The sequence below is a fragment of the Paraburkholderia fynbosensis genome, assembly GCF_902859935.1.
Taxonomy (GTDB): domain Bacteria; phylum Pseudomonadota; class Gammaproteobacteria; order Burkholderiales; family Burkholderiaceae; genus Paraburkholderia; species Paraburkholderia fynbosensis.
In genome coordinates, this window is sequence record NZ_CADIKI010000009.1 from 285,322 (window position 1) to 303,159 (window position 17,838).

20 protein-coding genes are annotated in these 17,838 nt (G+C 63.9%); 7 read left to right on the plus strand and 13 right to left on the minus strand.

The genetic code is table 11. The annotated features are described in order from the left end of the window. Positions 1-23: 23 nt before the first annotated feature. The 6 genes from HV770_RS17505 to HV770_RS17530 all read right to left on the minus strand — a co-directional run bounded on the left by HV770_RS17505 (position 24) and on the right by HV770_RS17530 (position 6,736). Positions 24-608, minus strand: coding sequence for a LutC/YkgG family protein (locus tag HV770_RS17505; protein ID WP_175161550.1), 585 nt, complete (start codon positions 606-608; stop codon positions 24-26). Further along, positions 595-1,986, minus strand: a complete 1,392-nt coding sequence (locus HV770_RS17510) for a lactate utilization protein B (protein ID WP_121322593.1) — start codon at positions 1,984-1,986, stop codon at positions 595-597. The genes HV770_RS17505 and HV770_RS17510 overlap by 14 nt, the downstream gene beginning before the upstream one ends. Further along, positions 1,983-2,726, minus strand: coding sequence for a (Fe-S)-binding protein (locus HV770_RS17515; RefSeq protein ID WP_175161552.1), 744 nt, complete (start codon positions 2,724-2,726; stop codon positions 1,983-1,985). The genes HV770_RS17510 and HV770_RS17515 overlap by 4 nt, the downstream gene beginning before the upstream one ends. A 251-nt stretch (positions 2,727-2,977) precedes the next feature. Further along, on the minus strand, positions 2,978-3,724 hold the full coding sequence (locus HV770_RS17520; RefSeq protein WP_175161553.1) for a FadR/GntR family transcriptional regulator: 747 nt from the start codon (positions 3,722-3,724) through the stop codon (positions 2,978-2,980). 210 nt (positions 3,725-3,934) lie between these two features. Then, positions 3,935-5,113 carry a pyridoxal phosphate-dependent aminotransferase gene (locus HV770_RS17525; RefSeq protein ID WP_175161555.1) on the minus strand — a complete coding sequence of 393 codons (1,179 nt, stop codon included), beginning with the start codon at positions 5,111-5,113 and terminating at the stop codon, positions 3,935-3,937. A gap of 141 nt (positions 5,114-5,254) precedes the next feature. Beyond that, complete coding sequence (locus HV770_RS17530; protein ID WP_175161556.1) at positions 5,255-6,736, minus strand: RNA polymerase factor sigma-54; 1,482 nt, start codon at positions 6,734-6,736, stop codon at positions 5,255-5,257. A 493-nt stretch (positions 6,737-7,229) separates the two neighbouring features. Between HV770_RS17530 and HV770_RS17535 the strand changes: the two genes are divergently transcribed. Then, positions 7,230-7,568, plus strand: coding sequence for a BON domain-containing protein (locus tag HV770_RS17535; RefSeq protein WP_175161557.1), 339 nt, complete (start codon positions 7,230-7,232; stop codon positions 7,566-7,568). Between the two features lie 216 nt (positions 7,569-7,784). Here the strand turns inward: HV770_RS17535 and HV770_RS17540 are convergent, their stop codons facing one another. After that, positions 7,785-8,234, minus strand: coding sequence for a PA2169 family four-helix-bundle protein (locus tag HV770_RS17540; RefSeq protein WP_175161558.1), 450 nt, complete (start codon positions 8,232-8,234; stop codon positions 7,785-7,787). 392 nt (positions 8,235-8,626) lie between these two features. Between HV770_RS17540 and HV770_RS17545 the strand changes: the two genes are divergently transcribed. Continuing rightward, positions 8,627-8,875: a hypothetical protein gene (locus HV770_RS17545; RefSeq protein WP_121322607.1), complete on the plus strand. Its 249-nt coding sequence runs from the start codon at positions 8,627-8,629 to the stop codon at positions 8,873-8,875. Positions 8,876-9,037: 162 nt separating this feature from the next. Here HV770_RS17545 and HV770_RS17550 read toward each other — a convergent pair whose 3' ends face one another. The 5 genes from HV770_RS17550 to HV770_RS17570 all read right to left on the minus strand — a co-directional run bounded on the left by HV770_RS17550 (position 9,038) and on the right by HV770_RS17570 (position 11,738). Beyond that, positions 9,038-9,619: a phage tail tape measure protein gene (locus HV770_RS17550; RefSeq protein ID WP_175161559.1), complete on the minus strand. Its 582-nt coding sequence runs from the start codon at positions 9,617-9,619 to the stop codon at positions 9,038-9,040. Positions 9,620-9,666: 47 nt separating this feature from the next. Continuing rightward, positions 9,667-10,011 carry a DUF1488 family protein gene (locus tag HV770_RS17555; protein ID WP_175161560.1) on the minus strand — a complete coding sequence of 115 codons (345 nt, stop codon included), beginning with the start codon at positions 10,009-10,011 and terminating at the stop codon, positions 9,667-9,669. Beyond that, complete coding sequence (locus tag HV770_RS17560) at positions 10,008-10,574, minus strand: DUF4142 domain-containing protein (protein WP_175161561.1); 567 nt, start codon at positions 10,572-10,574, stop codon at positions 10,008-10,010. The genes HV770_RS17555 and HV770_RS17560 overlap by 4 nt, the downstream gene beginning before the upstream one ends. Before the next feature lie 110 nt (positions 10,575-10,684). Continuing rightward, entirely contained in the window at positions 10,685-11,236 is a 552-nt protein-coding gene (locus HV770_RS17565; protein ID WP_175161562.1) for a type 1 glutamine amidotransferase domain-containing protein, read from the minus strand. A gap of 160 nt (positions 11,237-11,396) precedes the next feature. Next, entirely contained in the window at positions 11,397-11,738 is a 342-nt protein-coding gene (locus tag HV770_RS17570; RefSeq protein WP_175161617.1) for a chemotaxis protein, read from the minus strand. A gap of 170 nt (positions 11,739-11,908) precedes the next feature. On the opposite strand from HV770_RS17570, the gene HV770_RS17575 reads away from it, so the two are divergent. The 5 genes from HV770_RS17575 to HV770_RS17595 all read left to right on the plus strand — a co-directional run bounded on the left by HV770_RS17575 (position 11,909) and on the right by HV770_RS17595 (position 16,665). After that, positions 11,909-13,213 (plus strand): DNA topoisomerase IB, encoded by a 1,305-nt coding sequence (locus HV770_RS17575; protein WP_175161563.1) that lies wholly within the window; start codon positions 11,909-11,911, stop codon positions 13,211-13,213. A gap of 233 nt (positions 13,214-13,446) precedes the next feature. After that, positions 13,447-13,953, plus strand: coding sequence for a PRC-barrel domain-containing protein (locus tag HV770_RS17580; RefSeq protein ID WP_175161564.1), 507 nt, complete (start codon positions 13,447-13,449; stop codon positions 13,951-13,953). Positions 13,954-14,152: 199 nt separating this feature from the next. Then, on the plus strand, positions 14,153-14,560 hold the full coding sequence (locus HV770_RS17585; RefSeq protein WP_175161565.1) for a DUF3175 domain-containing protein: 408 nt from the start codon (positions 14,153-14,155) through the stop codon (positions 14,558-14,560). A 109-nt stretch (positions 14,561-14,669) separates the two neighbouring features. Further along, on the plus strand, positions 14,670-15,989 hold the full coding sequence (locus HV770_RS17590) for a cation:proton antiporter (RefSeq protein ID WP_175161566.1): 1,320 nt from the start codon (positions 14,670-14,672) through the stop codon (positions 15,987-15,989). Positions 15,990-16,092: 103 nt separating this feature from the next. Further along, entirely contained in the window at positions 16,093-16,665 is a 573-nt protein-coding gene (locus HV770_RS17595) for an FUSC family protein (RefSeq protein WP_175161567.1), read from the plus strand. Here HV770_RS17595 and HV770_RS17600 read toward each other — a convergent pair. Beyond that, positions 16,662-17,738, minus strand: a complete 1,077-nt coding sequence (locus tag HV770_RS17600) for an AraC family transcriptional regulator (RefSeq protein ID WP_175161568.1) — start codon at positions 17,736-17,738, stop codon at positions 16,662-16,664. The two genes, HV770_RS17595 and HV770_RS17600, sit on opposite strands and share 4 nt — an antisense overlap. Positions 17,739-17,838 lie beyond the last annotated feature (100 nt).

Consider the following 17,838-nt stretch of genomic DNA (forward strand, 5'->3'; position numbering starts at 1 on the left):
ATCGCGTCGAGTGAATCACCGCGTCATGGCGCGACCCACACCACCGTCAGCGAGCGCACGCCCTGCGCGCCGCGAATCAGTACGCCTTCGATATCGGCCGTCGCCGACGGTCCCGTGACGAGTGCCGCATAACGCGCGGCACGGAAGTCGTCGCGCCGGTAGACGTCCTGCAGACCGTCGATCAATTGCGCCGGATCGAGCAGCACGACCAGATGCTGGACGATATAGCCCAGCGCGTTGACGACATACTCGCGTTCGCTGAACCACACCGAGCCGGTTTCGGCGACCCCGAAGCGTGCCCGCACCACACCGACGTCGATGTCCTGCAACGAAGCGGGCTCCGTGTCCGCCGTGAGCACGCGCGTACCCGGCACTTCGGGCGTTGCCGATGCAATCGACGCCTCGGCGCCGAAGCGCTCGCGAATCAGCATGCTCACGTCGCTGGCAGCTGCCGCGTCGACACAGGTGCCGCCCATCATCTGCAACGCCGCCGTAAAACGCGCGCGCAGATCGCCGCCCGCTGCGTCGAACAGCGGCACGTCGGGACGAGGCCGCGCCGCTGGTTGCGCCTGCCGCACCTTCGCCAGAAAAGCCTCACGGGTTGCCATCGCCGCCTCCACGATTCTTTTTGTACCAGGCATGGAAGGTCAGCTTCGGCGCCTCCGGCAACTCACGCTGCTTGCCCCAGATATTGAGCGGGTTGTACAGCATGAAATTCGGCAGATGCCGCAATGCGCCGCCCATCGACGACACCGTCGCGCGATACAGAGTCGGACTCGCGAGCAGACGCCCTGCCATCTTCAATACTTCCTGCTTCACGAACGGCACTTCATGACGCTCGGCGATCACCGTGCGCCATTTGTAAATCTGCTCGTGAATGTTGATCTTCACGGGACACACGTTCGTGCAACTGCCGTTGAGCGTCGACGCGAACGGCAGCGCGCTGTAGCGCTTCAGATCGAACGTCGGATTGATGATCGCGCCGATCGGCCCGGAATAGGTGCCGCCATACGACAGCCCCCCACTGCGCCGATATACCGGACAGGTGTTCATGCAAGCGCCGCAGCGGATGCATTTGAGCGAATACCAGAAGTCCTCCATCGCGAGGCGCTCGGAGCGGCCGTGATCGACGAGGATGTAATGCATCTCGGTACCCGGTCGCGGTGCACGGAAATGCGACGTGTATTGCGTGATCGGCGAACCGAGCGCACTGCGCGACAGCATGCGCACAAACACGCCGAGGTCCGATACCCTGGGAATAATCTTCTCGATACCGATCGACGCGATGTGCAGCGGCGGCACATTCGCCGACAGATCCGCATTGCCTTCGTTAGTACACACGACGACCGTGCCTGTCTCCGCCACCGCGAAATTGCAGCCGGTCATGCCGGCGGTTTTCTCGCGCACGAAGTAAGGTCGCGTATTCATCCGCTGGCTTTCCGCGAGGTAGTGAATGTCGCTGTTCTGCGGATCGGTGCCGATGGTACGGCCGAACAGTTCGGCGACGTCGGCGCGCAATTTGTGAACCGCGGGCACCACCATATGACTCGGGTCCTGATGATCGAGCTGCTGGATGCGTTCGCCGAGATCCGTCTCCATCACCGTGATGCCGCGCGGTTCGAGATACTCGCGCATCTTGCATTCGTCGGTGAGCATCGACTTGCTTTTGACGAGCGTGGTCATGCCGCGCTCCGACATGATCTTGTGCACCAGCGCGTTGTGCTCTTCGGCAGTGGCGGCCCAATGCACCACCACGCCATTGGCCTCGGCCGCCGCCGCAAACTGTTCGAGATAGTCGGACAGATGCGACAACGTGTGTTCCTTGATGCCCGATGCCAGTTCGCGCAACGTCTCCCACTCGGCGATGCCGTGCGCCTGCGCGTCGCGCTTCTCACGTAAATCCCACAGACGCTTGTCATGAAACGCGACGTGCTCGGTCTTCTTGATGAAGGCACCTGCCGCTTTCGCGTGATCGATCCTGCTCATGCGCGTGCTCCATTAAGAACCTGCGCGATATGGATGAAGCGCGCATCGGCTTTCATGCGTTCCGCGCAGCCTTGCTGGTGCATCAGACACGACATGTCGCCGGACACGATGTATTCGGCGCCCGCCTGCAGATGGTCGCGCACCTTGTCCTGCCCCATGCGCACCGACACCGGCTCCTCGGTAACGGAGAACGTGCCGCCGAACCCGCAACATTCGTCGGGCCTTGCCGGCTTGACGAACTCGATGCCCTTCACGCGTTCGAGCAACGCGCGCGGCTTTGAAAACGGCGCGGCAGCGATTTCCGACACCGACGCTTCCTTGAGATGGCGCAGCGCGCTGCAACTGTTGTGCAAGCCGACGCGATGCGGAAACTCGGCCCACGGAAATTCGCGCGCGCCGACCACGTCATGCAGAAACTCCACAAGTTCATACGCATTCGCGCGGACCTTCTTCACGTCGCCGGTCTGCTCGATCGCGCTCAGATGCTCGCGCACATGATGAATGCAGCTCGCCGACGGCCCGACGATGTACTCGTAGCCCGCGAAGTTGCGCGCGAACACACGCTCGGCGCCGGCTGCCTCGGCGTGCGCGCCGCTGTTGGCCATCGGCTGGCCACAGCAGGTTTGCTCCTGCGGATAGTCGACCTCGATGCCGAAGCGTTCGAGCAGTTCGAGCGTGGCGATCCCCACTTCGGGATAGAACGCGTCGATAAAGCACGGGATAAACAGGGCGACTTTCATAAGCTCTTTGGAATGACGAAGCGACGGCGGTGACTCGCCTACTCTACTGCGGAATCGGGCTGGGAAGCCATGGCGGCCCGGTTTGCGTCCGGCGGAGCGGTATTGGGGTGATTTGTAAGACTGGTCATGTTGGTCTGACCAAGAATATAAGGAAGACGCCGAAGGGTGTCAATCGGGGATAAGCGGGGAACAGGACCGGGAAAAGCGGGAGTGAGCCGACTGCGCATGCCGCGCGCTCACTGAACCGGCACTCACGAGATCGCGCTGGCCGAAGGTTTCGCCGCATCGTCCTTATACATCTCGCGCACGTATGTGAGGTGACGTTCGGCCGCCTTGCGCGCCTTCTGCGCGTCGCGCGCCATCACGGCGTCGTAGATAGCCTGATGCTGATTCATCAACTGCTTTTCCATCGCGTCATCGTAGTCGATCAACCGATGATACTGACGCATCCCCTCACGAATCAGCGTATGGATGCCGTGCATCACGTGCGCGAGCGCGACGTTGTGCGTGGAGTCGGCAATCGCGAGGTGAAACGCAGCGTCCAGTTCAGCGAGATTCACGCGATCTCCTGACAAGGAGCCCGCTTTCAATGCGTCGAACGCTGCGCTGATCTTCTTGATGTCCGCGGCGGTGGCGCGTTGCGCGGCATACACCGTCGAAATCGATTCGAGTCCCTGGCGCAACTCGAGAATATCGGCACTGGTGCGCGGATTTTGCAGCAACAGCTCGGCGAGCGGCCTGGAGATGATCGGCGCGGTGACGTCGACCACGGTAAAACCGCCGCGCCCCGAGGTTTCGATATACCCGTCCGCTTCGAGCCGAATCAGCGCTTCCCGCAGCGACGGGCGCGACACGCCGAGCTGCGTTGCCAGATCACGCTCGGCCGGCAGCCGGTCGCCCGGCATCAAGGTGCCCTCGGAGATCAGTTGCTTGATCTGGTCGGACACCACGTCGGAGAGTCGTTTGCGCGTGAAAGACTGGATCGGGAGGAATGGCATGGGCAGCGATGAAGGAAGCCGGTTCGAAAGACAGCCTGGCAGGCAGCAGACCCACAACGTTCTACACAACGTCGAACCGCCGCCTCGCGGTGTGTGAATTATACCGTTCAACGGTTTGCGCCGAATGTGCGCGGCGAGTACGCCGCGCGGCACTGCGGGCCGCGAGCGTTAGTCTCCCCGCGCGGCACATGTGGCGACCTCAACGCACTCTCACCGCGCCCGCAACCCGTCCACGAACGCGGCGATCCGCTCGCACGCATCGGTCAGCCGCGCTTCGTCCACCACGAAACCGAGGCGCACGAACCCGTTCGCGGTCTCCCCGAAAGCGCTCGCGTCGAGCACGGACACGCCCTTCGCGCGAAACAGCTGCCAGGTGAAATTCACCGTGTCGAGCCCCGTGCCACTGACGTCGACCATCATGAACATGCCCGCCTCGGGCAACAGGCAGCGCAAGCCCGGCACGCGATGTAGCCGCTCGAATACGACGTTGCGGCGGCGCCGGTAGATTTCGCGCATTTCGGCGACGATCGCCGCTTTGTTCTGCACGGCCGTCAACGCAGCCTGCTGGATGAAACCCGGCAGACCGTAGAGCATCGCCAGCGCGAGGCGCCCCATATGCTCGATCAGCTCCGTAGGCCCGACCGCCCAGCCGACGCGCCAACCCGCCATCGCATGCGACTTCGACAGACTGCCGAGCGTCACCGTGCGCTCCGCCATGCCGGGCAGCGACACGATGCTCACGTGCTCGCGCTCGAATGTGAGCTCCGCATAGACCTCGTCGGACACCACCCACAAATCGTGCTGACAGGCGAGCCGCGCAATGCGCTCGAGATCGGCACGCGGCATCACCACGCCGGTCGGATTGCATGGCGTGGCGAAGAAAATCGCCTTGGTGCGCGGCGTGAGCGCCGCTTCGAGCGCATCGCAGTCGACGTGAAACGCCCGCGCCGGATCGACCGGCACCGGCACGAGCGTGGCGCCCGCCGCACGCACGCAAGCCTCATAGGTGAGATACATTGGCTCGGGGACGATCACTTCGTCGCCCGCTTCGAGCAGACACAACGACACGGCAAATACGCCGTTTTGCGCGCCTGCTGTCAGAATCACGTTGGCGGCGCTCGCGGCGCTTCCGGTCGTACGCGCATGTTCGACGGCAATCGCCTCGCGCAGCGGCTCGCGGCCCGACACCGCGCTGTAGTGCGTATCGCCGCCGCGCAATGCGTCGATCGCGCGCTCGACGATCGGCGCGGGTGTCGCGAAGTCCGGGTCGCCCACGCTCAGCACGATGACGTCTTCGCCCGCGGCGGCGGCCAGTTGCGCGACACGATGGATTTCCCACGCCGACGTGCGTCTGCCTTGCAGGCGCCCGACCAGATTAGAGTACTTCATTGCGCTCACCCATTTCGATTCGACCCGCCAATGTAATGGCGCGCGCACGAAACGTCCAGATACGAAAAGGGCCACGCGCGCGGACAGCCTCGCGTGGCCCTCGTGCGCAGCCCTGTTCGACAGAAGCGGTGCGCTTAATGCCTAAATCTGGCGGCGCAATTCCGCCGGCGGCACCTTCATCAGGTGCCGGTACTTCGCGACGGTGCGCCGCGCCACGAGCACGCCCTGATCCGCGAGCATCTTCGCGAGCGTCACGTCGGAGAGCGGATCACGCGTGTTTTCGGCGGCGATCATTTCCTTGAGCAGCGCGCGCACCGCCGCGGCCGAACACGTGCCGCCGCTTTCAGTGCCAAGCTCGCGCGGGAAGAAGTGTTTGAACTCGAAGATGCCGCGCGGCGTCGCCATATATTTGTTGCCGGTCGCGCGCGAGATCGTCGATTCATGCAGGCCGAGTTCTTCGGCCACATCGCGCAGCACCATCGGCTTCAGTGCGATTTCGCCGTACTGGAAGAACGCCTTCTGATGCGCGACGATGCACTCGGCGACGCGTTGAATCGTGTCGAAGCGTTGTTGCGCGTTGCGGATCAGCCAGCGCGCTTCCTGCAACTGCTGGGCGAGCGGCGAACGGCTCGCGCCGGCCGACTGCGCGAACAGCTCCGCGTACATGCGATGAATCCGCGCGCGCGGCTGCACCGCCGGATTGATCGACACCGTCCACTTGTTGCGCACCTGACGCACGATCACGTCCGGCACGACGTAGTTGTCTTCCGTTCGGCCGTAGGAATTGCCCGGCTTCGGATCGAGCTTGCGCACGAGCGCGCAGGCGACGCGCAGTTCCTCGGCGCTGCAGCCGATCTGCTTTTGCAATTCGGCCTGCTCGCGGCGCGCGAGACGTTCCAGATGATGTTCGACGATCTGCTGAGCGACGTCGCGCCCCGGCGTATCGGCGGGCAGCGCATGCACCTGCAGCGACAGACATTCCGACAACGACCGCGCACCGAGCCCCGGACGATCGAGCGACTGCACGAGGCGCAACGCCACCAGCAGTTCTTCTTCGGTCAGTTCCGGTTCGAGATCGACACTATCCGCGAGATCGCAGAGTTCCTGGCGCAGATAGCCGTCGTCGTCGAGTGCCTCGATGATGAAGCGGGCCACCGCGCGGTCGCGATCGTCGAGACGATAAAGGCGCAGCGAGTCGTGCAACTGCTCGCGCAAGGTCGGTTGCGAACGGGCCCATTCGGCGGGATCGCTGCTGTCGGAGTCTCCGTTCTGGCGCGCCGAACTGCGGGTGCTGTAGTCGCCCGAAAAGTCGCCGGGCATATCGTCCTGGCCCGCGCTTTCCAGCGTGTCGTTGCCGGCGGTTTCCGACTGCAGCGCCTCGGGCTCGGTGGCGGCGACCGTGTCCGTCGCGGCCGGGGCGCCGGGTTCCTCGCCAGTCGATGCGGTTGCGAGTGCGACATCTTCCGTTTCCGACGAGTCATATTCGAGGAAGGGATTGGTGTCGAGCGCGGTGCGCAACTCCTGTTGAAACTCCAGAGACGACAACTGCAACAGACGCACCGATTGCTGCAGACGCGGCGTGAGTGCAAGAGACTGCCTTGTGCGTAGTTCAATTGAAGGCATTGTAGAGAGGTCCCGTAATTGAGCTGGAAAATGACTGTGGCCTGAACAGAGCAACTGCCGTACCAGTTCGCCCAACACCCTGTTTCTTATACGCTTTGTATTTTCAGGCCCGCGAATTGCGCACTCGTGGCGCGCCCTTTTTACAAATACTCGGCAAATTCCGGTTCCCCCCGCTGGCCCCGCCAAAGCACGGACTACGCCTGTCATCTTCCCTATTCGTCAGCCTAAACGCATGTGCGGCAACGACCGTCCCGCTCGGGGCGCCGTGTGCATCGCGCACCGGGCACAGCACTTGCGTAGCAGCGTGTGTGGACGGACGTTGGCTCTTGCATGCAATCACATCTCGCAACGCATGCATGGACCTTCGCCCGGTGTCGATAACGGGCCCTGACGGAACCGTAGCGGCGACCCCACGCGAGTCATCGGCGGTTCCGGCCGCGATCGACCGCAGGCAACAAGACCGCAATTTTCATCAACACCCGAAGGAGAAACCATGAAGACCATCCAATTTCTGAAGACCGCCGGCAGCATCGCTTGTGTTGCATTCGCACTGAACGCTACCGCGCAAACTGCCGCACCGGCACCGGCTGCGGCGTCCGAATCCATGGGCCAGCACATGGACGATACGGCCATCACCACCAAGGCCAAGGCGGACCTGCTGGCCGCGAAAAACGTCAAGTCGACCCATATCCATGTGAAGACCCGCAAGGGCGTGGTGTCGCTGACGGGTTCGGTGCCTTCCGCCGACGACAAGGCCGCCGCCGAAGAAGTCGTGCAAGCCGTGAAGGGCGTGTCGAGCGTGAAGAACCACCTGAAGGTCACTGCCGAATAAGATCGGTCGCGGGACGAGGAGCATGCCGGTTGCGGCCGGCATCTCTTTACAGGACTCCAGCACGCAGCATGAAAAAAAGCCGTCCGCGATCTGAATCGCGGACGGCTTAATTATTGGCCGGCTCCGGCTGCCCTGGTTCGCCAGCTTTTTGCACTGCTACCTCGGGCACGAAAACAGTGACCGGCACCCTCGCAGGCGCCGGCCAACTACTGGCTTTTAACGACGGGCCGCATACTGATCGCGCAAATCGCGCACGCGATCATGGTTCTGCAACACGCCTTGATACTGTCGTTCGACGATCGCGCGCACGTCCACCGGCAAATCCTTTTCGAGCGCGTCGTGATAACGCTTCTTCGCAACGTCCTCGCCCTTTTCGCATTCGGCCAGGATTTCGTAATCGCTGCGATGAGTGACTGCCGATTTGACATCGACCCAGCCGCGATGCAGCGCACCGCTCATGCTGCCCCCCGTCTCGGGCTTGCCGCCCAGGCTTTGCACCGCGTCCTGCAACTCGCGCGCGCCGCGCGCGCAGTCGTCGGCACGCGCCAGGAACATCGTCTTCAGTTGCGCCTCGTGCGCATCCTCGGCTGCCTTGCGAAAGCCCTTCTCGCCATCCTTCGACGTTTCGACCAGATCGTTCAGCACGGAAACAACGTTCGTAGCCATTCAATACCTCCGGGTTTCGTTAAACGCAGAATCCGCTGCCGGCCTTCCATGTGGCGCTTGTGCCATGCATCGATCACACACGGCGACACAGAAGCCCCTAGCAACGGCGTTCATCCCTCCGGTCGCATGCGCCGTGCCCGGTCGTCCGTGCACGCGACGCATGGCGCGATGCATGAACACACGCCACCAAACTTGCTAGGCGCGCGTAAATGTTGCGCGGCACACTGTCCTCGCGCGAGCCTGAAAGTCCCATACGACAGGGCTTTGCTCGATGGCATAACGGTTGCTTATTCAGGGCTGCGCCTGCGTCGCGCAATGCACGTCGACGCCGGGCTAGACTTGCCAAAGGCATTGAAAACAAGGGGCAGGCAGTAACGACAGGGAGCATCACCATGAAGAAGATCAGAAGCGCGCGATTTTTCGCGGCCGTCGCGATCGTCTCGTCGGCCACCGTCTTGCAGATTCGCGAAGGTTTGCACGCGCACGCAACGTCGCCAACGAATGCGCAGGCGACGCTGTCCTTATGCGGAGCAACGCGTGATGGCCTCATGCCCGCACGATGTGAATCGACGCGTGGGGAGCGCAAGCTGGAACGCGACATTCAACCGCAACACGATGCGCAGCGGCAACTCTGGGTTTGACGGCAACTGGCTTTAAAAGCTTCACGCCGGGCACCCCTTCTCGCATAAACCGTACGGCCGAATTCCCGAGGTTTCCACCAAAGCGCAACGGCCCGGCAAATGCCGGGCCGTTCCGTTTCCAGGCTTCGCCGCATCACAAACTACGCGGCGAATTCAGCCAACTCACGCATGCTTCTCGCTGTATTCGTTCAGCGGCTCCGGCGTCTTCAACGGATCGAAGTCAGCCCAGCGCCCTTGCTGCCAGCGCCCGCTCGCGCGCTCGATCGCCACGCCTCCCGCTTCACGCAACACCCGCGCGGCGTCGAGCTGATTGTCGGGCGACACGTGAACGGCAACCAGCACGCCTGAGTCGCGCGCCTCCTCATGAAATGCCAGATGATGGCCCGATTTGCCGGTCTCGCGCGTGCGCGCCATCGCACCGGCCAGCGATCCGACATACGCACCGACGCCGGCCGCGATCAGCGACACGATGAGCGGCGCGGAGAACGCCGCAAAAATCGCCACGCCCACCACCGCCCCGAGCACCGCGCCGATCGTGACACCCATGCCCGCGCCTTTGGGTGCGCCTTTCGCGCCGGGATCGGTGGCAGTGTCGCCGCCAATCGGATAGCGCGCATGCTGGCCGCGCGGATTGACGAAAAACAGGGTGACGTCTTCTTCGACGAAACCTGCGTTGAAAAGCTTCTGCGCCGCGTTTTCAGCGGTGGGGAAAGTCGTAAAACGCGCTGCGACGATGAGTGACATGAGGCCTCCTTGCATCGTTGAAATGGCGTTCGCGGCCTATGCCGGCACTATGCCGTGGCGCCGCGATCGGGTTCCATGCCTTCGACTCTGAACAGTCCGCTATGCAACACTACGCCTTCACCGTGGTTCTGGTCGAGCGCTTCCGCGCAGACCGAACGGATGCGATGAAGACCTTTGTCGAATGCCGTCATCAAGGTGGCTTCCAACGCCGAATCGGCGCCGAAATGATCTTCCAGTGCTTCGGCGGTGATCGCGCATACCACCGGCTCGCCGTCCACCTGCGCCATGAAGCGCACTGTCAGATTTGCGCCGTCGAAAGCCGGTTTGTCGTCCGGAAAAATGATCTGCATAAGGGAGTCCTCATAGGCCGGTCGCGGCAGGATCGCATTCATGACTGACCCTTCATTTCGCCGGCGAGTTGCTGCGCCATCGCGAGGTGATGTTTGATGATCGGCAACGCCTTCGCGGCGGCGGCTTTCAACTGAGCGTCGGTGCCGCTCTGGCTTTGCCGTTCGAACAGATCGACAGCCCGCTGATGCGCTTCCACACCGACCTGCTCGACGTAGGCCTGATCGAACGCCTTGCCCTTGAGCGACTGCAGTTTGCCGACCAGCGCGGAATCCGCGGACGGCGGCGTGTTGAAGCCCTTCTTCGACACCAGTGCGGCCATGGCGTGCGAGAGCTTCGTATGGTCGGCAATCATCTGCTGCGCGAACTTGCGCACATGCGGATCGTTCGAGTTCTTCAACGCGATCTTGCTTGCAGCAATTTCGGTGGCGTCGGCCGTCGAGGCGTCCTGCACGAACTGCGTGTCCGCTGGCGACAGCTTCGTGCCGCCGCCGACCGGCGCCTCGCTCGCCGGCGCGTCGCTAGCCTGGGCGTGAACCGCGCCGATGGACGCCACGTTCAAACCCAGCGCGACGGTCATCACTTGTACGGAATACCGGAATTTCATGCATTTTCTCCCTGTGCGCCGCGACATCGGAGCGCATTGGATCGATTAGGACTTCGCATTACGCGTCCATCCTTTCACGCGAGGCTTCGCTCCCACGCTTCACTTCCTCTTTAGGCAGCTTTGCGCTTGGAGAGTTGCGCGATCAGCGTCCTGTTGAACGCGGGAAGGTCGTCGGGTTTGCGGCTGGAAATCAGATTGCCGTCCTCGACCACTTCCTGGTCAATCCATGTACCGCCTGCATTGCGAATGTCGTCCTGCAGGCTCGGCCAGCTGGTCACCGTGCGTCCTTTGATGATCCCCGCCGACACCGGCAGCCACGTGCCATGACAAATCACCGCGATGGGCTTTCCGGCGTTGTCGGCCGCTTTGACGAATGCCTGTGCCTGAGGCAGCAGACGGATCGCATCGCCGTTCACCACGCCGCCGGGTAGCACCACCGCGTCGTAGTCGTCGGCGCGCGCCTGATCGAAAGTCGTATCGACCTCGACTGCGTCGCCCTTGTCAACGTGCTTGAAACCCTGAATCTTGCCGGGTTTCGCCGAGATGACATGCACCGTTGCGCCCGCTTGCGCGAGCGCGCGTTTCGGCTCGGCCAGTTCTGCCTGTTCGAAGCCGTCCACTGCGAGTACTGCCACCTTGCAACCATTCAGCGTGCTAGCCATACGTTTTCTCCTTCATTCGAATGCCGAGCCAGGGGCGTCGTACGACGGGGTCCTGGCACCCGCTGTTTCTGTTTCGTTAATCGTCAGCAAAAGACGTGCCCATGCGTTAGGCCCGGACGGACCACCGCGCAAACGCTCGCCGCTCGCCCGCTAGAAGCGCTTACGGCCCATTGGGATCCTCGTCGAGGCCGTCGTCGTCCACGTCCAACGGATCGATAATGCGATCGGGTTCGATGTCGCTATCCGCGTTTAGCCTCGAATCGCCATCGGCTGCGGCGCGCTCGCCAGTGCCGGCGCGATCCGTGTCGCTGCCGAGTTCGGCGTCGCCCGTTTCGAGCGCGTGATTGTCGAGTTCCGAGTCGACGTCGAACACATGACGCTTCGCACCGGCGACATCGCTGCCGCTATCGGACGAATCGCTCGGACCGAGCGCTCCGGTCGTGCCCGAGGTTTCCTTCACCACCTGTTGCGGCTCTTCATCAGGGTTCAGCGTGCTGCTCATGGCGCTCTCCTTGGTCAGGTTCGTCACGAGGATCATTCCGCAAGGACCGTTCCGCACGCCCTTCGCGCCGCGCACAGCAACGAACATCGGCTCTGCCTTGGGCATCGCCTTTGCTTGTGGCAGACCATCGGCGCCCCGCGCGCCCTCGCTTGAAACTTCTACCTGCAACGATGGCCACTCCAACCAATTCAGCCGTACGCCGTCCGGAAGCGATAAAGCCTGTGCGGGGGAGCGCGAAGCCGCCCGCCACCGCGAGCATGCCGCCGGGGCTGCGCTATGCCGACGACGCCAAACCCGGCTACACGCGCAAGCGCGAGAAAGACGGCTTCGTCTACTTCGACGCAAACGGCAAGCGCATCGACGACGAAGACGACATCAAGCGCATCAACGCCCTGGCCATCCCGCCTGCCTATGAAGACGTGTGGATCTGCCCCGATCCGCGCGGCCATATTCAGGCGACCGGACGCGACGCGCGCGGCCGCAAGCAGTACCGCTATCACCCGCGCTGGCGCGAAACGCGCGACGCCGACAAGTACGAGCGGATGGCGGAGTTCGGCCGGGCGCTGCCGAAGATTCGCGCGCGCGTCGCACGTGATCTCAAACTGCCGGGCATGCCGTGCGACAAAGTCATCGCGGCGGTCGTGCAGTTGCTCGATACGACGTTGATCCGCATCGGCAGCGTCGAATACGCGCGCGACAATCAGTCGTACGGATTGACGACGCTGCGCAAGAAGCACGTGAAGATCGAAGCCGGTCAGCTGCGGTTCAAATTTCGTGGCAAGAGCGGCATCGAACACGACGTGACGGTCGACAACCCGCGCATCAAGCGCATCGTGCGGCGCTGCGCCGAACTGCCCGGCCACGACCTGTTCCAGTATCTCGACGAGGACGGCACGCGCCGCACCGTCGGCTCGGCGGACATCAACGACTATCTGCGACGCGCGAGCGGTGCGGACTTCACCGCGAAGGACTATCGAACGTGGGCTGGCAGCGTCTACGCGCTCGCCGCGTTGCGGCGGCTGATCTGCAGTAGCGCGGCAGAAGCGCGCCGTCATCTGGTCGCGACGGTCAAGGAGGTGGCGGTGTTGCTTCGCAACACGCCGGCCGTGTGCCGGCGTTGCTACATTCACCCGAGCATCATCAGCGCGTTCGAGGCGGATGAATTGCAGAGCCTGCCGCCTGGACGCTCGCGGCGCGGATTGAAAGTAGACGAAGTGGCGTTCGCGGCGTTGCTCGCTCACGCCGAAAAACGTGCGGGCAAGCTGGCGCGTCAGGCCGGAGCGAAGGGCCGCAAGCTGCGTGAATCGGCGGTGGCCGACAGCATCGATGGCTCGCTCACGAGTCTGTTGAAAAAGTCGCGCGTGGTGCGCAAGGAAGCAGCTGAGAAGGTGAAGGCGAAGTCCGGGGCAGCGCGTCGGACTGCGAGCATGCAGCGTGCGGACGATGCGCGCGAAGCGAAGCGGGCGGCTCGCTGAGGATCGTGCGTTTTGATGCGCCACCCGTCGAAAGAGAGGCACAAGGACAGCGCGAACTGGCAGCCGCCCGATACATTCCTGCTTTTCTCTTCCGGTCTATCCACCGTCGAAATAATTTCAACGGCGCACGCAACCTTTACGTGCGGGCTGCACGCACCCGTATCGATCTTGCGCGAATCGAAGGAACGCGCGTTGCTCATCCTCAATGCATCCACCATTAGAGGAGTCATATCATGCAAAACCAAACCCAAACCCAAGGCGCCGGCATCGTCGGCAAGGGCCGCGCAAGCGCAGAAGGTCCCGGCCCGGACGTGATGGCAGCGGCCACGCTCGACGGCAACAAGGTGATCAGCAGCGACGGCGAGGATATCGGCAAGATCAAGGACATCATGCTCGACGTCGGTTCGGGGCGCGTCGCTTATGCAGTGCTCTCCAGCGGCGGCTTCCTCGGCATCGGCGACAAGCTGCTGGCCATTCCGTGGCGGGCATTGACGCTCGACACCGACCAGAAATGCTTCGTGCTGAGCATGACCGCCGAAGGCGTGCGAAACGCCCCGGGCTTCGACAAGGATCACTGGCCGTCGATGGCGGATCAGACCTGGGCCACGTCCGTGCATCAGTACTACGGCAGCGAGCCGTACTGGAGCCGCGATCGTTACGAGCTTGGCGACGATCTAGGCGCCGGCGAGATTCCTCCGGCTTCGTCGGACGCGCCCGAAGCCGGCGGCGTGAAGCTGTAAGCGCGGGCGTGCGGCGCGCGGGCAATCGGGTGCCATCCGCCCGGCGTTGCACGCGCCCGCCTCGTCTCACCGCGCCGGCATGCCGCGAACCTCGCTGCCGGCGCGATTGACTGCACACGCCCCGGATCGGGCGAAGGCGCGCACGCGTACGCCGCGCCGCGATCCAGGTACTCAAACCGTCCCCACAGAGGCAAAGCTCATGGCCGCCCGCAAAGCCACCAGTAAGACGAAACGCCCGGTCACACGCGGCAGGTCGGGACGCCCGCCCCGTCAGCGACACGCCCAGGCGCATGCCGCGCATCGCGCGAAGGCTGCGAAGTCAGGCGCACACAGTTCGCGCAAGTGGTCGCATCATGTGATGGAGACCAGCGACGCGATGGATATCGAACACGACATTTTCAAAAGCGGCAGCGCCGAGTCGATCGCGCAGTCGCTCAAGCGTTCGTCGACGCACAGCCGGCGGCGCAAGGGCACGCCATATCAATCGGCGATGTCGATGCTCAACTTCTACATCAATCGCGCCGGCAAGAATCTGCCGAAAACACGCCGCGCGACTTTAGAGCAGGCCAAGCGCAAACTGCGCGAAGCATTCGGCCGCGCGCCTTGACATAGCGCCTTGACATAGCGCATCCGCACGCACGCACGCCTCTTTCAACCGGCCGGCAGCCTGCCTCCGACATCGCGCGGAACACGCATGCCGGCGCTCACGGAAGCTCATGCGCGAAACTTCGTGGTTTCTCATCGTCGGCGCCGTACTCGTGTTCATGGGCCTGGCGGCAACGACCCTGCGGCGCCTGCCTGTCAGCGCCGCGATGTTCTACCTCGCGATCGGCTACGTGCTCGGGCTGCCCGGCATCGCGCTATTGCGCCTCGATATGGCCGCCGACGCGCATCTGCTGCGCACCGTCACCGAAGTCGCCCTGCTGGTCTCGCTGTTCGCGATCGGCTTGCGTCTGCGCCTCGGCGTACTGGAAAGGCTGTGGACCGTGCCGCTGCGCCTCGGCTTCCTTGCGATGCTGGCGACCATTCCCCTGCTCACGCTGTTCGGCGTGTACCTTCTGCGTCTCGACTGGGGCCCCGCGCTGCTGCTCGCGTCGATTCTCGCGCCCACCGATCCGGTGCTCGCGCACGACGTGCAGGTCCACAATCCCGGCGATCATGACCTTCTGCGCTTTGCGCTGTCCGGCGAAGGCGGTCTGAACGACGGCATCGCGCTGCCCTTCGCGATGCTCGGCCTCGCGCTCTGCGCGGCGCCCGCCGGTCAGGGCGCCGAGCTGCTGAACCTGAAGCTCGCGGCCGGCATGGTGTGGGGCGTAGCGGGCGCGATCGGGATCGGCGGCGCACTCGGCTGGGCGACCACGCACGCGGTGGCCTGGCTGCGCATGCGTCATGCACAGGCGCTCGGTCTCGAAGGCTTTTTCGCGCTCGGTCTGATCGAGCTGTCGTTCGGCGCCGCGCAACTCGCGCACACCTACGGCTTTCTCGCGGTATTCGCCGCGGGCGTCGCGATGCGCCGTGTCGAACATCGCGCGAGCGGTGGTCAGTCGCCGCGTCAAAGGCTCGGCACGGTCGATGCCGAAGACGTCGACGCGACCGCGGCCAATCCGAGCAAAGCGCACGCATATATGACGGAGTCGGTGCTCGGCTTCACGATCGAACTCGAAAGCATCGCCGAGGTGGCTGCGATGGCGATGGTCGGCAATGTGCTCGCCACTCTGCAGCCGGCGCTGTTCACCTGGCATACTGCGGCGTTGTGCGTCGCGCTGTTCCTGATCGTGCGGCCGGTGTCGGTGGAGCTGTCCTTGCTCGGCTCGAGCGCGACGCCCGCGCAGCGGCGTCTGATGAGCTGGTTCGGCATACGCGGCATCGGTTCGTTCTACTATCTTGCGTTCGCGCTCGAACACGGCTCGGCCGACGACGTCATGCCGCTGATGCCGCTCACGCTCGCGGTGATCACGGCGTCGGTGGTGATCCACGGCGTGTCGGCGACGCCGTTGATGAACTGGTATCGCCGGTTGCGCAGCGGCGAGAAGTGATCATGGAAGCGATGAGTTTGATGGCGCGGCGCGATCCACTCGCCGTGAAACTGGAGTCGCTAGAATACGGGACCTTCATGCCACGGCGAGACGCTCCCCTTCGATGACTCCACCCGACGACTCACGACGCACCGCACGGGCAAGCGCGGCCAACTCGCTGTTCGCTTTCCTCAAGACGCTGCCGCTCGGCGACCGGCTGATCGAAGGCGGCTTCATGGCCGTGCAGGCTGTCGCGGGCGCAAGCCTCGCTTTCGGGATTGGCCGCGCGCTGCATACCGAACAGGCGTTCTGGGCCGCGATTACCGCAATCGCGGTGAGCCAGCATAGTTATATCGACACCCGCAAGCTGTCGCGCGATCAATTTATTGGCGCGATGGTCGGCGGCATCTGCGGTCTCGCCGGCGCATTGCTCGGGCAGGGACACTTCGCGGCGTATGCAGCCACGGTGGCGGCGGCGATCGTAATCTGCTGGATCGTGAATGTAGGCAGCGCGGCGCGGCTGGGCGGCATCACCGCGACCATCATGCTGCTGGTGCCGGGCATGGGGTCCGCGTGGGACACCGCGTTGCTGCGGCTCGGCGAAGTAACGATCGGCACGATCTGCGCGCTGCTGGTCGCCTGGCTGATGGCCCGCATCGAGCAGCGCTGGCTCGGCAATCCCGACGCGCCGCGCTAGCCTTCCTGCCCGACGCCCTGCGGCTCGTGCGGCTGACGCCGGTAACGGCCCGGCGTCACGCCGACACTCTGCGCAAACGCCTTGCCGAACGCGGCCTCCGACTGATAGCCGACCGCTTCGCCGATCTCCGCCGCGCTGCGTTGGGTGCGCCGCAGCAAATCGCACGCGATGGTCATGCGAATCTGCGTGAGGAAGTCCATCACGGTCGCGCCCGCGCGCTCGTTGAAGCGGCGCGCGAAGGTCGCGCGGGACATCGCCGCGAGTTCGCCGAGTTCGGCGATCGTCCATGCCCGTTCGGGCGCGCAAAACATGCCCTGTACGGATGCCCCAAGGCGCGCGTCGGCAAGCAGCGCCAGCACGCCGGCGTTCGCTGCGTTGCGCTCGCCATACACGCGCAGCGCCATTGCGAACAGCGCCTGGCTCAGGGCGGTCACGATCGCGAGCGCGCCCGGCTGACGACGCGACGCTTCATCGCGCATCACGCCGATCACGGCCTGCAATGCACCAAGGGTCGGCGCGCCGCCCAGCGACACATGAAACGGGTCGGGCAGCGCGTTCAGCAGCAACGCGGATGAACCGGGCGCATAGACGAAGCGGCCGCAGAGCAGATCGACGCCGGGGGTTTCAATGGGCTGGTCCGCGCTGGTTCGGCGATCTTGGCGGCTGGCGTCCGGTTCGCTGACGGGGGGCTTGTTGCCATCGCGCGTCTGCCGGTCTTTATCAGGCTCGCTGCTGTTTTCGCTATCACCCGCAGTACCGCGGCCGTCGTTGCGGCGCAAAGGCAGCATGCCGTCATGACCCGTCGTCAGCGGCGCGCCGCCGTCCGAGCGCTGCATATCGCGCACGCGATGCGCGCCGCCGCGCGGGAACAGCATGAAATCACCGGCCTGCAATGGCACCTGCATGCCCTCGGCGGTTTCGATCAGACATGCGCCGCCAAGCACCAGATGAAACGGCGCGATGCCCGCTTCCATCGGCGCATGATCGACGTCGAACGCGCCCGAGAGCAGGCAGCGCAGATCGAGGCTGGCTTGCGGCCTCGCAAGGTCGATCAGTCGGCTGAGCGTGTCCATGAGACGTGCGCGCTAAAAGTTGAGCCCAGCGAGTATTCAGGATATCGCGGCGCAGCGCAATACTGTGTCCCACGACGCCGGCGCCCGCCGACGCCAGCAC

Excerpts from the sequence above, each read along its gene's own strand:
- HV770_RS17560 (WP_175161561.1), bottom strand. The coding sequence starts at position 10,574 with ATGAAATTCCGGTATTCCGTACAAGTGATGACCGTCGCGCTGGGTTTG.
- HV770_RS17585 (WP_175161565.1), top strand. The coding sequence starts at position 14,153 with ATGGCCGCCCGCAAAGCCACCAGTAAGACGAAACGCCCGGTCACACGC.
- HV770_RS17580 (WP_175161564.1), top strand. The coding sequence starts at position 13,447 with ATGCAAAACCAAACCCAAACCCAAGGCGCCGGCATCGTCGGCAAGGGC.
- HV770_RS17590 (WP_175161566.1), top strand. The coding sequence starts at position 14,670 with ATGCGCGAAACTTCGTGGTTTCTCATCGTCGGCGCCGTACTCGTGTTC.
- HV770_RS17595 (WP_175161567.1), top strand. The coding sequence starts at position 16,093 with ATGACTCCACCCGACGACTCACGACGCACCGCACGGGCAAGCGCGGCC.
- HV770_RS17535 (WP_175161557.1), top strand. The coding sequence starts at position 7,230 with ATGAAGACCATCCAATTTCTGAAGACCGCCGGCAGCATCGCTTGTGTT.
- HV770_RS17550 (WP_175161559.1), bottom strand. The coding sequence starts at position 9,619 with ATGTCACTCATCGTCGCAGCGCGTTTTACGACTTTCCCCACCGCTGAA.
- HV770_RS17510 (WP_121322593.1), bottom strand. The coding sequence starts at position 1,986 with ATGAGCAGGATCGATCACGCGAAAGCGGCAGGTGCCTTCATCAAGAAG.
- HV770_RS17555 (WP_175161560.1), bottom strand. The coding sequence starts at position 10,011 with ATGAATGCGATCCTGCCGCGACCGGCCTATGAGGACTCCCTTATGCAG.
- HV770_RS17525 (WP_175161555.1), bottom strand. The coding sequence starts at position 5,113 with ATGAAGTACTCTAATCTGGTCGGGCGCCTGCAAGGCAGACGCACGTCG.
- HV770_RS17600 (WP_175161568.1), bottom strand. The coding sequence starts at position 17,738 with ATGGACACGCTCAGCCGACTGATCGACCTTGCGAGGCCGCAAGCCAGC.
- HV770_RS17530 (WP_175161556.1), bottom strand. The coding sequence starts at position 6,736 with ATGCCTTCAATTGAACTACGCACAAGGCAGTCTCTTGCACTCACGCCG.
- HV770_RS17515 (WP_175161552.1), bottom strand. The coding sequence starts at position 2,726 with ATGAAAGTCGCCCTGTTTATCCCGTGCTTTATCGACGCGTTCTATCCC.
- HV770_RS17520 (WP_175161553.1), bottom strand. The coding sequence starts at position 3,724 with ATGCCATTCCTCCCGATCCAGTCTTTCACGCGCAAACGACTCTCCGAC.
- HV770_RS17505 (WP_175161550.1), bottom strand. The coding sequence starts at position 608 with ATGGCAACCCGTGAGGCTTTTCTGGCGAAGGTGCGGCAGGCGCAACCA.
- HV770_RS17545 (WP_121322607.1), top strand. The coding sequence starts at position 8,627 with ATGAAGAAGATCAGAAGCGCGCGATTTTTCGCGGCCGTCGCGATCGTC.
- HV770_RS17565 (WP_175161562.1), bottom strand. The coding sequence starts at position 11,236 with ATGGCTAGCACGCTGAATGGTTGCAAGGTGGCAGTACTCGCAGTGGAC.
- HV770_RS17570 (WP_175161617.1), bottom strand. The coding sequence starts at position 11,738 with ATGAGCAGCACGCTGAACCCTGATGAAGAGCCGCAACAGGTGGTGAAG.
- HV770_RS17575 (WP_175161563.1), top strand. The coding sequence starts at position 11,909 with ATGGCCACTCCAACCAATTCAGCCGTACGCCGTCCGGAAGCGATAAAG.
- HV770_RS17540 (WP_175161558.1), bottom strand. The coding sequence starts at position 8,234 with ATGGCTACGAACGTTGTTTCCGTGCTGAACGATCTGGTCGAAACGTCG.